Origin of the sequence: Burkholderia cenocepacia (genome assembly GCF_900446215.1) — a bacterium.
GTDB classification, from domain to species: Bacteria; Pseudomonadota; Gammaproteobacteria; order Burkholderiales; family Burkholderiaceae; genus Burkholderia; species Burkholderia cenocepacia.
In genome coordinates, this window is record NZ_UAQZ01000001.1 from 1,088,489 (window position 1) to 1,100,785 (window position 12,297).

Annotated in this window: 11 protein-coding genes; 3 read left to right on the forward strand and 8 right to left on the reverse strand. The window is 69.3% G+C overall.

All coding sequences use genetic code 11. The features are described 5' to 3' along the window. Positions 1–116 precede the first annotated feature (116 nt). Together hpnN and DTA15_RS05085 are read left to right on the forward strand one after the other, a co-directional pair. Positions 117–2,750, forward strand: a complete 2,634-nt coding sequence (hpnN, locus tag DTA15_RS05080; protein ID WP_012493652.1) for a hopanoid transporter HpnN — start codon at positions 117–119, stop codon at positions 2,748–2,750. Continuing rightward, a complete protein-coding gene (locus tag DTA15_RS05085) occupies positions 2,743–3,750 on the forward strand; it encodes an MlaA family lipoprotein (RefSeq protein WP_012493653.1) in 1,008 nt (335 codons plus the stop codon). The genes hpnN and DTA15_RS05085 overlap by 8 nt, the downstream gene beginning before the upstream one ends. Before the next feature lie 104 nt (positions 3,751–3,854). On the opposite strand, the gene DTA15_RS05090 is transcribed toward DTA15_RS05085, so the two are convergent. From DTA15_RS05090 to DTA15_RS05110, 5 genes are all read right to left on the reverse strand, one after another. Further along, positions 3,855–4,562, reverse strand: coding sequence for a phosphorylase (locus tag DTA15_RS05090; RefSeq protein ID WP_006494145.1), 708 nt, complete (start codon positions 4,560–4,562; stop codon positions 3,855–3,857). A gap of 3 nt (positions 4,563–4,565) precedes the next feature. Continuing rightward, positions 4,566–6,539: a squalene--hopene cyclase gene (gene shc, locus DTA15_RS05095; RefSeq protein WP_006482092.1), complete on the reverse strand. Its 1,974-nt coding sequence runs from the start codon at positions 6,537–6,539 to the stop codon at positions 4,566–4,568. Between the two features lie 12 nt (positions 6,540–6,551). Next, entirely contained in the window at positions 6,552–7,805 is a 1,254-nt protein-coding gene (gene hpnE, locus DTA15_RS05100; protein WP_012493654.1) for a hydroxysqualene dehydroxylase HpnE, read from the reverse strand. A 13-nt stretch (positions 7,806–7,818) separates the two neighbouring features. Then, the gene (gene hpnD, locus DTA15_RS05105; protein ID WP_006485179.1) at positions 7,819–8,667 is read right to left on the reverse strand and encodes a presqualene diphosphate synthase HpnD; all 849 of its coding nucleotides are present in this window, start codon (positions 8,665–8,667) and stop codon (positions 7,819–7,821) included. 258 nt (positions 8,668–8,925) lie between these two features. Then, positions 8,926–9,258 (reverse strand): hypothetical protein, encoded by a 333-nt coding sequence (locus DTA15_RS05110; RefSeq protein ID WP_006480205.1) that lies wholly within the window; start codon positions 9,256–9,258, stop codon positions 8,926–8,928. A gap of 191 nt (positions 9,259–9,449) precedes the next feature. On the opposite strand from DTA15_RS05110, the gene DTA15_RS05115 reads away from it, so the two are divergent. After that, positions 9,450–10,334: an alpha/beta fold hydrolase gene (locus DTA15_RS05115; protein ID WP_006485162.1), complete on the forward strand. Its 885-nt coding sequence runs from the start codon at positions 9,450–9,452 to the stop codon at positions 10,332–10,334. A gap of 19 nt (positions 10,335–10,353) precedes the next feature. Here DTA15_RS05115 and DTA15_RS05120 read toward each other — a convergent pair whose 3' ends face one another. The 3 genes from DTA15_RS05120 to DTA15_RS05130 are packed head-to-tail and all read right to left on the reverse strand — an operon-like array spanning position 10,354 to position 12,276. Then, the gene (locus DTA15_RS05120; RefSeq protein WP_006485173.1) at positions 10,354–11,292 is read right to left on the reverse strand and encodes a GGDEF domain-containing protein; all 939 of its coding nucleotides are present in this window, start codon (positions 11,290–11,292) and stop codon (positions 10,354–10,356) included. After that, positions 11,289–11,915, reverse strand: a complete 627-nt coding sequence (locus tag DTA15_RS05125) for a chemotaxis protein CheC (RefSeq protein WP_006496234.1) — start codon at positions 11,913–11,915, stop codon at positions 11,289–11,291. Before DTA15_RS05125 ends, DTA15_RS05120 begins: the two co-directional genes overlap by 4 nt. Then, complete coding sequence (locus DTA15_RS05130) at positions 11,908–12,276, reverse strand: response regulator (RefSeq protein WP_011548759.1); 369 nt, start codon at positions 12,274–12,276, stop codon at positions 11,908–11,910. The genes DTA15_RS05125 and DTA15_RS05130 overlap by 8 nt, the downstream gene beginning before the upstream one ends. Positions 12,277–12,297 lie beyond the last annotated feature (21 nt).

The following is a 12,297-nucleotide window of genomic DNA, read 5'->3' on the forward strand; positions in this document are numbered from 1 at the left end:
CCAACGTCGCGAGCAAATATCCTTCCCGCCCCGAATCTCCCCAACGTCACGACCGTCGCCGCCCCGCGCCGGTATACTTGGCTACTTTGCCCTTGCCAGCCGCTCCCCACCGCCACATGGTGACATCTCTCATCGTCCGACTCGTTGCGTGGTCGGTGCGCCGCCCCGTCTGGGTCGTCGTCCTGTCGCTCGTCATCGCCGCCTTCAGCGGCGTCTACGTCGCGCAGCATTTCAAGATCAACACCGACATCAGCAAGCTCGTCGATGCGGAGCCGCAATGGGCCGCGCTCGGGCAAGCCGTCGACAAGGCGTTCCCGCAACGCAACGGCACGATCCTCGCGGTCGTCGAGGCGCCCGCGCCCGAATTCGCGACGGCCGCCGCGCACGCGCTGACCGAAGCGCTGCAGAAGGACGCCGCCGCCGGCCGCATCGGCCCGGTCGCCGAGCCGGGCGGCGGGCCGTTCTTCGAGCACAACGGGCTGCTGTTCCTGTCGCCGCAGGACGTCACCGATACGACCGCGCAGCTCGCGAGCGCGCGCCCGCTCGTCAATGAACTCGCGAAGAACCCGAGCCTCACCGGGCTCGCCACCACGCTGTCCACCACGCTCGGCCAGCCGCTCCTGACCGGCCAGGTGAAGCTGCCCGCGATGGCGAAGCTGCTCGCGCGCAGCGCCGCGACGGTCGACGATGTGCTGGCCGGCAAGCCGGCCGCGTTCTCGTGGCGCGCTCTGGTCGACAACGATGCCGCGCGGCAGCCCGCGCGCGCGTTCGTCACTGTGCAGCCGGTGGTCAACTACGGTGCGCTGAAGGCCGGCGCGGCGACGAGCCAGGTGATCCGCGACGCGGCCCGGTCGCTCGACCTCGAGAAGCGCTACGGCGCGGCCGTGCGCCTGACCGGCGAACAGCCGCTCGCCGACGACGAATTCGCGTCGGTCGAAGACGGCGCCGCGCTCAACGGCGTGCTCACGCTGCTTGCCGTGCTCGTGATCCTGTGGCTCGCGCTGCGCTCGAAGCGGATGATCGGCTCGGTGCTCGTCACGCTGTTCGTCGGCCTCGTCGTGACGGCCGCGCTCGGCCTCGCGATGGTCGGCTCGCTGAACATGATCTCGGTCGCGTTCATGGTGCTGTTCGTCGGCCTCGGCGTCGATTTCTCGATCCAGTACGGCGTGAAGTACCGCGAGGAACGCTTCCGCGATTCGCGCATCGATCACGCGCTGATCGGCGCCGCGCACTCGATGGGCATGCCGCTCGCGCTGGCCACCGCGGCCGTCGCGGCGAGCTTCTTCTCGTTCATCCCCACCGCGTATCGCGGCGTGTCCGAGCTCGGGCTGATCGCGGGCGTCGGGATGTTCGTCGCGCTGCTGACCACGCTCACGCTGCTGCCCGCGCTGCTGCGCCTGTTCGCGCCGCCGGGCGAATCGAAGACGCCGGGCTTTCCGTGGCTCGCGCCGGTCGACGATTATCTCGATCGCCACCGCAAGCCGATCCTGATCGGCACGCTCGCGGTCGTGATCGGCGCGCTGCCACTGCTCGCGTTCCTGCATTTCGACTTCAACCCGCTGCACCTGAAAGATCCGAACAGCGAATCGATGGCGACGCTGCTCGCGCTGAAGGATTCGCCGGAAGCCGCCGTCAACGACGTCACGCTGCTCGCGCCGTCGCTCGCGCAAGCCGATGCGGCCGCGAAGCGCCTCGACGCGCTGCCCGAAGTCGGCCGCACGACCACGCTGTCGACCTTCATCCCCGCCGACCAGCCGGCCAAGCGCGCGGCGATCGCCGCGGCCGCGAGCGAGCTGCTGCCCGCGCTGACGCAGCCGGCCGCGCCGCCCGCGACCGACGCGCAACGCGTGGCCGCGCTCAAGCGCGTGTCGGATCTGCTGAGCTATGCAGCCGAAGATCACCCCGGCCCGGGCGCCGCCGCCGCGCAGCACCTGTCCGCGTCGCTCGCGAAGCTCGCCGCCGCCGACAGCGCGACGCGCGACCGTGCCGAACGCGCGTTCTCCGATACGCTGCGCATCGCGCTCAACCAGCTCGCTTCGCTGCTGCAGCCGCAGGACATCACGCGCGAATCGCTGCCGCCGCAAGTCGTGCGCGACTGGGTCGCACCGGACGGCCACGCGCTCGTGCAGATCTCGCCGAAGGTGCCGAAGGGCGTCGACCCGAACGACGACACGATGCTGCGCCGTTTCGCCAAGGCCGTGAAGGCCGCGGAACCGGGCGCGACCGGCGGGCCGATCTCGATCCTGCATTCGGCCGACACGATCATCAACGCGTTCCTGCATGCGGCGCTGTGGTCGATCATCTCGATCACGATCCTGCTGTGGGTCACGTTGCGCCGCTTCGGCGACGTGCTGCGCACGCTGGTGCCGCTGCTCGTGTCGGGCATCGTGACGCTCGAGATGTGCGTCGTGCTCGGCATGTCGCTGAACTTCGCGAACATCATCGCGCTGCCGCTGATGCTCGGCGTCGGCGTCGCGTTCAAGGTGTATTTCGTGATGGCGTGGCGCGCGGGACAGACGGGGCTGCTGCATTCGAGCCTCACGCACGCCGTGCTGTTCAGCGCCGCGACGACGGCGACCGCCTTCGGCAGCCTGTGGCTGTCGCATCATCCGGGCACGTCGAGCATGGGCAAGCTGCTCGCGCTGGCCCTGACCTGTACGCTGATCGGCGCCGTGGTGTTCCAGCCCGTCCTGATGGGCAAACCGCGCGTCAAACGCGCCAAGAACCAATCGCAAGGAATCAATGAATAAGGTGCGAATCATTGCGGCGACCGTCGCCGCCAGCGCGATGCTGACCGGCTGCGCGACGGGACCGAACCGCAATCCCAACGACCCGCTCGAGCCGATGAACCGGGCGATGTACAAGTTCAACGACACGGTCGACACGAACATCGCCCAGCCGATCGCGAAGGGCTACCAGAAAGTCACGCCGACGCCGGTACGCACCGCGATCAGCAACTTCTTCTCGAACCTCGGCGATCTCGGCAACATGGCGAACAACCTGCTGCAGTTGCGCATCACCGATGCGACGCAGGATCTGATGCGCGTGGCGATGAACTCGGTGTTCGGCGTCGCCGGCCTGATCGACATCGCGACGCCGGCCGGGCTGCCGAAGCATCACCAGGATTTCGGGCTGACGATGGCGCGCTGGGGCATGCCGTCCGGCCCGTATCTCGTGCTGCCCGTGTTCGGGCCGAGCACGATCCGCGACGGCGTCGGCCGCGCGGTGGACGTGCGCTTCAACCTGCTGAACTACATCGAGCCGGCCGCGCGCAATCCGATGTACATCGCGCAGTTCATCAGCGCGCGTTCGGACCTGCTCGGCGCGACCGACCTGCTGAAGCAGGCCGCGCTCGATCCGTATTCGTTCGTGCGCGACGCGTACCTGCAGCAGCGCAAGTCGCTGACGTACCACGGCCAGTCGGCATCGGCCGCGGCGCCGAACTATGCGGAGCCGGGTGAAGCAGGCGCGGTGCCGGCGGCTACGCCGACCATGCCAGGCGGCTTGCCGAACTACGAGGATCCGGGCGAGTCGGGCGGCGCATCGGGCGCCACGCCGAGCAACGCGCCGGCCGCGCCGGGATTGCCGCAGTACGACGATCCGGGTGCGGATAGTGCGATGCCCGCGAGCGCGCCGGCGGCTGCATCGGCCCCGGCATCGTCGGGCGCCACGACGGCGCCGGCCGCCAACGGCGCGCCGATCGCGCCGGCGATGCCGACGCTGCCCGCGAGCAATCCGGCCGCGCAGTAACGCCACCACGGCGACCGCGCAAGAACAAAGCGCGCTGCATCATGCAGCGCGCTTTTTTTGTCCGCGCAAAACGCGAAGAGGGGAGAAAAAGCGGCGCGCGCCGCTCAAACGATCCGCATCGCGCCCGCCCGCTCGAACGCGTGGCGCGCCTGGATCAGCGTCGTACGCGCCGCGCGCGCGTCGCTCGCGACCTGCAGCAGCGGGCCGAGCTGCGACGGCTGCTTCAGCAGTTCGCGCAGGATCGGCAGGATCGCCGTGCTGCCGTCGTCGCGCAGGCCGGCCGTCGCCGCACGCGGCAGCGTGCGCCACGCCGGATCGACGATCGCGCGGCACACCGCGAACGGCACGCCGCGCGCGGCCGCGAAGGCCGCCGCGATGTGCGACTCCATGTCGACGGCCAGCGCGCCCTTCGCGTGATGCAGCGACGCCTTGTCCTGTTCGCTGACGACCGGCGCGCCGACGGCCGCCATCGTGCCGCGCGTGACGCGCGCCCACACCGGCGTGTCTTGCAGCGCGGCGACGAGCCGCGCGCTCCAGCCCGCATCGGTCACCACGCGGCCGAACGGCCCGTCGATCGCGTTCGCGATCACGAGCGCACCGGGCGCGAGATCGGGCGCGAGGCCGCCCGCCGTGCCGAAGCTCACGATACCCGCGCAACCGTGCGCGGTCGCATCGGCGAGCGCGCGCTCGAGCCGGTCGGCCCGCGCGGCGAACACCGCTTCGACGCCGTCACCGCGCGCGATGCGCGCCTCGAACGCCATCCCGGTCACCGCGATGACGGGCAATGCGCCGTTGTGCTGCGTCGTCGCCACGCGTTACATCCCGACCGTCACGCGCGTCGCGTTCGCGCGCTTCAGGTTGCGGTAGCGCGCGAGCGCCCACAGCGGGAAGAACTTGCGATAGCCGTGGTAGCGCAGGTAGAACACGCGCGGGAAGCCCGTCGCGGTGAAGCGCGTCTCGTCCCACAGGCCTTCTTCGTTCTGCTGGGCAACCAGGTAGTCGACGCCGCGCGCCACGGCCGGGTTGTTCACTTCGCCGGCCGCCATCAGGCCGAGCAGCGCCCAGGCCGTCTGCGACGCCGTGCTCGGCGCCTGCTCGTAACCGCGGTAGTTCAGCTTGTAGCTGTCGCCGTCCTCGCCCCAGCCGCCGTCCTTGTTCTGGATCGACAGCAGCCACTGCGCACCGCGCTTCATGCGCGGGTCGTCCGGCGTCAGGCCGGCCGCGTTCAGCGAGCACAGCGCGGTCCACGTGCCGTACACGTAGTTCATCCCCCAGCGGCCGTACCAGCTGCCGTCCGGCTCCTGTTCCTTCAGCATGTAGTCGAGCGCGCGGCGGGCCGGCTCGCTGTTCAGCGGCGTCTCGCCGAGCTGCGACAGCATCGACAGGCAGCGCCCCGACACGTCGGCCGTCGGCGGATCGAGCAGCGCGCCGTGATCGGAGAACGGGATGTTGTTCAGGTAGTACTGCGTGTTTTCCGGTTCGAACGCGCCCCAGCCGCCGTCGCTGCTCTGCATGCCGACGACCCATTCGCGCGCCCGCGCCATCGATTCGCGATACGTGTCCGATTGCGTGAGCTTTTGCGCGCGATCCATCGCCATCACGACCACCGCCGTATCGTCGACGTCCGGGTAGTGCGCGTTCGCGTACTGGAACGCCCAGCCGCCGGGCCGCACGTTCGGGCGGCGCGAGATCCAGTCGCCGCGCACGTCGAGAATCTGCAGCGGGCGCAGCCATTCGAGGCCGCGCAGCACGGCTTCCTGCGCACGCGCATCGCCGGTTTCGAGCAGCGCATGCGCGGCGAGCGACGTGTCCCACACCGGCGACAGGCACGGCTGGCAATACGCTTCATCGTCGTGCACGACGAGCAGCTTCTCGACCGACTTGCGCGCGATCGCGCGGTTCGGATGATCTTCCGCATAGCCGAGCGCGGCGTACATCATCACCGAGTTGGCCATCGCCGGATAGATCGCACCGAGGCCGTCCTCGCCGTTCAGGCGCTCGTCGACGAACGACACGGCCTGGCGGATCGCGCGTTCGCGCGTGTAGCTCGGGAACAGCCCGTCGACCGCGCGCAACGCATGGTCGACCACGCGGAAGAACGCGAACCAGCCCGGGCTCTGATGCCCTTGGCGCGGCAGCAGCCCGGCGTTGACCGGCGGGTCGATGAACAGCTCGTCGATGCGCACGCCGCGCGGGTTCTTCGCAAGCGGTCGCTTCGCGTTCAGCACGAGCAGCGGCACGATCACGGTGCGCGCCCAGTACGACACCTTCGACAGGTGGAACGGGAACCACTGCGGCAGCAGCATGATCTCGACCGGCATCATCGGCACCGCGCGCCACGGAATCGCACCGTACAGCGCGAGCTGGATGCGCGTGAACACGTTCGACATCTCGGCGCCGCCCATCGCGTGGATCGCGCGGCGCGCGCGCTGCATGTGCTCGGCATTCTCGTCGTCGCCGATCACCTTCAGCGCGAAGTAGGCCTTCACGCTCGCGCTGATGTTCGGCGCACCGTCGGTGAACAGCGGCCAGCCGCCGTCGGCCTGCTGGATGCGGCGCAGATACTTGCCGATCTTCTGTTCGAGCTCGAGGTTCGGCGTCTCGCCAAGATAGTGGACGAGCAGCACGTATTCGGCGGGAATCGTCGAATCCGCCTCGAGTTCGTAGACCCAGTGGCCGTCCGCTTGCTGCGCGGCCAGCAGCGCGTCGGTCGCCCGCGCGACGGCCGCGTCGACGCCAGCCGGCACCGCGCCGGCGGACAAGGTAGCCATTTCGGTGAGATCGTTCATCGGTCCCTCTCTTTATTGCGTCTGGAGCACGTCCGCGGCCAGCTGGCCGGAACGGATCGCGCCCTCGATCGTGGCGGGCAAGCCGGTGGCAATCCAGTCGCCCGCCAGTACAAGATTGGTCCAGCGCGTACGCACGGCCGGACGTTTCATTTCCTGCGACGGCACCGCCGCAAAGCCCGCGCGCGGCTCGACGACGAGCTGCCACGCGGGGATGGTTTCCGGGTTCGCGCCGGTCACGCGCGCGACGTCTTCCCAGATGCGCCGCGCGAGCGTGTCGCGCGGCATGTCGAGCCAGCGGCCCGCATCGCGGATCGTCGCCGCGAGCTGGCCGTCGCCGCTCCGCACCGCATCGACGACGCCGTTGACGACGGTCGTCTGCAGCGGATGGCCGGCCGACGCTTCAACCGCGAAATACGCGGTCACGACCGCGCTGAACGTGTCGGGCGCGGCGAGTTCCGGCACGAGCGGCTGCGCGACCTCGGGCGGCACGGCCAGCACGACCGCGTCGCCCGGCGCGAGATCGATGCGCTCGCCGCCGATCGACACCGCATCGACCGCATTGCCGTGCGCGCCGAACTCGAACGCGTCGAGCCGCGAATTCAGGCGGATCTGCGCGCCGCCGTACTGCAGCATCCGCAGCGCCGGTTCGACGAACGCGCTGCCGAGCCCGCGGCGCGCGACGCGCGGACGGCAACCGGGGCCGCCCGCGGCGAACGTGCCGCACAGCGCGGCGCGCGCGAGCTCGGCGCTCGCGTGGCGCGGCTCGATATTCAGTACCCCGAGGAAGTACGGCCGCAGCCAGCGATCCCACAGCACGCCGTCGCATCGCATCGTCTGCGCGAGCGAGCGGCCCGTGCGGGCGAGCGCGAGCGGCGCAAGCGCGAGGTAGTCGAGCGGCGTCGTGCCCGGCGCGCGCGACGCGGCATCGAACAGCCACGACGGCCAGCGGCCGTTGCCGAAGCGCAGCGTCCAGCGCTGTTGCGACGCGATGTCCATCACCGGGAATTCAGCCAGCGCGGGCCCGGCGAGCTGATCGGCCGCGCCGATCGCGCGCAGGTAGCGCTGCGTCGCCGGCTGCCCCGCGAAAACCGTGTGCAGCCCGCTGTCGAGCGTCGTGTTCAGCGTCCCGTCGAACCACGACCGGCAGCGGCCGCCGGCGTGCGCATGCGCATCGTGCAGCACGATGCGCCGCCCGCGCCGTTGCAGCTCGACCGCGGCCGACAAGCCCGCGAGTCCTGCGCCGATCACATGGACGGTTCTGGGCATCGCGTCGGTCGACTCAGAACAGCGCGTAGCGCGCGGCGATCATCAGCATGCGCGCCTTCGGCTTGCGCAGCGGGGCGCGCGGCGCGGCAAAGCCGCGTGCGATCGCGGCCTCGAGAATGCAGCGATACGCGCCCGACATGATGCGCGGCGCCTTCACCTGCGCACGCGGGCAGGTATCCATCACCGCGTCGGCCTGGCGGAAATGCTCGAGCGCGCGCTCGACGAGCGTCGCGCACACGCGCGGCAGCGCCGGATCGCGCACGATCGTCGCCGGATCGGTGATCGCGATGCCTTCGCGCGCGAGCAGTTCGCGCGGCAGGTAGCAGCGGTTGATCGCCGCGTCGTCGTCGATGTCGCGCAGGATGTTCGTCAGTTGCAGCGCGCGGCCGAGGTGGTGCGACAGCGTGATCCCTTCGGCTTCCGGCATCCCGAAAATCCTCACCGACAGCCGGCCGGCCGCGCTCGCGACGCGGTCGCAGAAGAGGTCGAGCGTCGGCTCGTCGGGCGCGCAGATGTCTTCCGCCGCGTCCATCGCCATCCCGTCGATCATCGCGTGGAAATCGTCGCGCTGCAGGTTGAACGCGCGGATCTCGCGATCGAGCGCGGCCAGGTGGCGCGGCGGGCGGCCGGCGAAGCATGCGTCGATGTCCGCGCGCCAGCGATCGAGGCCCGCGTTGCGCTCGGCGCGCGGCAGGTCGCTGTCGGCGATGTCGTCGACCGCGCGGCAAAACGCGTAGACCTGGAACATCGCATCGCGCTGCACGGCCGGCAGGATGCGCATCGCCAGATAGAAAGAACTGCCCGATGTGACGGCAGCGGCGTCGGTTTCTTGTTCGTCCACGACGGAATGGGAAACGGCCAAGACGAGCTCCACGGAGACACCCACGCGGGGCGATTGAAGAAGCCATGCCCGGCTGGGATGGTCAGGGCGTCGAATGCGTGCGAGATATGCGAACGATCGACGCAGACAGGCACAAATTACCGGCCGGAAGCCGGAATTGGCCGAAAGTATAGCAATCTTTGAAGTTCGATGGCGGACACGCGCCCTGTCTGGCGGGGCGTTCAGCGCTGTCGGGAGGCCCGCACAGCCGGCCTAGGCGAACCGGCGCCGCGCGGTGCGTCAGCCGTAGACGATGTCGCGCTGCAGATCGAGCGCGATGAGTCCCATTTCGCGCGTGAGCTGCAGCATCGAGCGGCGCTCGAGGCGCGAGCCCATGAAGCTCGTCACGCGGCCGTCGGGCTCGGCGGTGAACTGGAAAACCGCGCCGCCGGTGCCGAACCACGCGCCCGGCACGTCGGGCGATTCCTGCCAGTCGATCTGCTCGAACACGCGCGCGATGCCCGCCCGCACCAGGTCGCCCGGGCCGATCGGCGGCGCGATGTCGCCCAGGTCGTCGAGCGAATAGGGGCCGGGTTTGTTCGGCTTCCGATAGAAGAGATAGTCGACGTTCATGGGGCGCAATCGCAGGTAAAGCAACAAATTAGCGCGCTTCGGCACAAATTCAAATCGGATCCCGACGAAATGTGGCCTGCGCGACACAAAGGGACGGATCGTTGCCGGCATCGAAACGCGCCGCGCGATCGCGTCTCGATGCCGGCCGGTTCGTCTAAGATGACACCTTTCCCGCAAAAAATACGGACACCATGGAGACGCACGACACCGCCACCCCGCAGGCCGATCATCCCGTTTTCGTGCTCGTGCACGGCGCGTGGCATGGCGCGTGGTGCTACGCCCACGTCGCGGCCGCGCTGGCCGCGCGCGGTTACCTGTCGATCGCGCGCGACCTGCCCGCGCACGGCATCCATGCCCGCTTTCCCGCGTCGTATCTCGCCCGGCCGCTCGACCAGGACGCGTTCGGCGCCGAGCCGTCGCCGGTCGCGAACACCACGCTCGACGAATACGCGACGCAGGTGATGCAGGCCGTCGACGACGCGTACGCGCTCGGCCGCGGCAAGGTCGTGCTGGTCGGGCACAGCATGGGCGGCCTCGCGATCACGGCGGCCGCCGAACGCGCGCCGGAGAAGATCGCGAAGATCGTCTATCTCGCGGCGTTCATGCCCGCGTCGGGCGTGCCGGGCCTCGACTACGTGCGCGCGCCGGAAAACCAGGGCGAGCTGCTCGGCCCCCTGATGCTCGCGAGCCCGCGTGTGGCTGGTGCGCTGCGCGTCGATCCGCACAGCGGCGACGCCGCATATCGCGAACTGATGAAGCGCGCGCTGTACGAAGACGTGCCGCAGGCCGATTTCGATGCGGTCGCGAACCTGATGAGCTGCGACGTGCCGGCCGCGCCGTTCGCGACCGCGATCCCGACGACCGCCGCCCGTTGGGGCGCGCTCGACCGTCACTACATCAAGTGCCTGCAGGATCGCGTGATCCTGCCCGCGCTGCAGCAGCGCTTCATCGACGAAGCCGACGCGTTCGCACCCGGCAACCCGACCCACGTGCACCAGCTCGACAGCAGCCACTCGCCGTTCGTGTCGCAGCCGGCCGTGCTGGCCGGCGTGCTCGCCGACATCGCGAAGGGTTGAGCAGGGCGGGCGCGGCCCGTCACGCGTACGCGACCGACCGATCGCGCCCGAGCCGCTTCGCGCGATAGAGCGCGGCGTCGGCCTCGTTGACGAGCACGTCGCAGGTCAGCGCGCCGGCTTTCGCGCACGCGCCGCCGACGCTCGCCGTGACCGGCACGCTGACGCCCTCGGCGTCGACCGGCAGGCTGCCGATCGCGTCGCGCACCTTGTCGGCCACCCGCATCGCCTCGTCGAGATTCGTGCACGGCAGCAGCAGCGCGAATTCCTCGCCGCCGAACCGGCCGAACGTATCCTGTCCGCGCACGATCGACGCGACGCGGCGCGCGGTTTCGCGCAGCACGGCGTCGCCCGCCGCATGCCCGAAGCGGTCGTTGATCGTCTTGAAGTGGTCGAGATCGAACAGCAGCACCGACAGGTCGCCGCCGTAGCGCTGCCAGCGCGCGAATTCGTCGCCGAGCCGCGCCTCGAAGAAGCGCCGGTTCGCGATGCCGGTCAGCCCGTCGCGATTCGCGTGTTCGCGCAGCTTCGCGACCGCTTCCTCGCGCTCCCGTTGCATCACGCTCACATGCGTGACGTCCGAGATCGTCACGCACACGGCCTCGACGTCGCGGCCGCGCGTGAGCGGCATGAACGTGCAGTCCTGCTGCATGTAGTCGACGCCGCCCGTGATCGGCCGGTCGTGCTCGAAGCGAAACAGGTAGGGCCGCTGCTCCCACGAACTGAACGCGAAGCTGCCGAGCTGGAACACGCTCTCGAGCTTGCGCGACAGCCACGCGTGCGGCAGGTCCGGAAAGCAGTCGAACAGGTTGCGGCCGATCACGTCGGCGGCCGGGATGCCGCTGTGGTCCTGCATGAAGCGATTCCACATCAGGACGGTCATCGAACGGTCGAGCACGAACAGGCCGAAGCCGACCCGCTCGATCACGAGGTCGCTCAGCGACGGGGCGGCGGCCGTCATAGCGCGGACAGCAACGCGTCGAGCGCGTCGCCCATCAGCCGGATCGAATCCTCGGCCATCAGCATCACGAAATGCGCGCGGAACGTGTGGTCCTCGAGCCCGAAGTTCACCTCCAGCAGCAGCGCGACGCTCCACCCGAGTTCGTTCGGCTGGAACACGTCGTCGAACGACACGTTCGCGCCGAGCAGCCCCGGCGGAAAGAACACGGGCTTGCGGCCGAGTTCGTCGAGGATCGACGCGACGCACGCGCCCATCAGCACGTTGGCGACGTCGAACACGAGCTCGTCCGGCGTCGCCATCCCGCCGTACACGCCGTCGCCGAACGTGCGGTCGACGACCGACATGAGCCGCGCGACGCCCGCCGTGCGGCACAGCACGATCGCCTCGCCCTTGATGTCGGAACGGAAGCCCTGGCGCACGGCGGTCACGTTGTCGTGGATGCCCGTCATCTCGCGCAGCGCGTCGCCCGCGTCGGCCGCTTTCACGACGCGCACGCGCGGCACCGACAGCTCGATGAAATGCCCGAGCAGCAACGCCAGCCGCGCGGCGGCGCGGCCCATTGCAAGGTTGGCGATCTCCTGCAACGCGTCGCGTTGCTCCGCCGTGAACACCGATTCAGGCATACAACCCATACTCCTTGAGAATGGGCAGCAATGCCTCCGACGTCACGGGCTTGGCAACGAATGCGATCGCGCCCAATTCACGCACGCGTGCTTGCGCCTGCGGCTGGATATCGGCGGATACCACGATCACGAACGTGTTCAGATCTTCGTGGCGCAGTGTTTCCAGGACCTGATATCCGCTCATGTCGGGCATCGTCAGGTCCAGAAACATCACGGAAGCTTTGCCGTCACGATAGAGCGCCAAGGCCTCGCGACCATTCGCTGCATACGCGACGTCAACGTCCCAGTCTCCCGGCAGCGCCTTTGTCAGAAGTTTGCGAGCGAGCAGCGAATCGTCGGCAATTACAATCGGCAAAGGCATGGGGCGATGCGGTATACGGAA

Excerpts from the sequence above, each read along its gene's own strand:
- hpnN (WP_012493652.1), top strand. The coding sequence starts at position 117 with ATGGTGACATCTCTCATCGTCCGACTCGTTGCGTGGTCGGTGCGCCGC.
- DTA15_RS05085 (WP_012493653.1), top strand. The coding sequence starts at position 2,743 with ATGAATAAGGTGCGAATCATTGCGGCGACCGTCGCCGCCAGCGCGATG.
- shc (WP_006482092.1), bottom strand. The coding sequence starts at position 6,539 with ATGAACGATCTCACCGAAATGGCTACCTTGTCCGCCGGCGCGGTGCCG.
- hpnE (WP_012493654.1), bottom strand. The coding sequence starts at position 7,805 with ATGCCCAGAACCGTCCATGTGATCGGCGCAGGACTCGCGGGCTTGTCG.
- DTA15_RS05110 (WP_006480205.1), bottom strand. The coding sequence starts at position 9,258 with ATGAACGTCGACTATCTCTTCTATCGGAAGCCGAACAAACCCGGCCCC.
- DTA15_RS05115 (WP_006485162.1), top strand. The coding sequence starts at position 9,450 with ATGGAGACGCACGACACCGCCACCCCGCAGGCCGATCATCCCGTTTTC.
- DTA15_RS05120 (WP_006485173.1), bottom strand. The coding sequence starts at position 11,292 with ATGACGGCCGCCGCCCCGTCGCTGAGCGACCTCGTGATCGAGCGGGTC.
- DTA15_RS05125 (WP_006496234.1), bottom strand. The coding sequence starts at position 11,915 with ATGCCTGAATCGGTGTTCACGGCGGAGCAACGCGACGCGTTGCAGGAG.
- DTA15_RS05130 (WP_011548759.1), bottom strand. The coding sequence starts at position 12,276 with ATGCCTTTGCCGATTGTAATTGCCGACGATTCGCTGCTCGCTCGCAAA.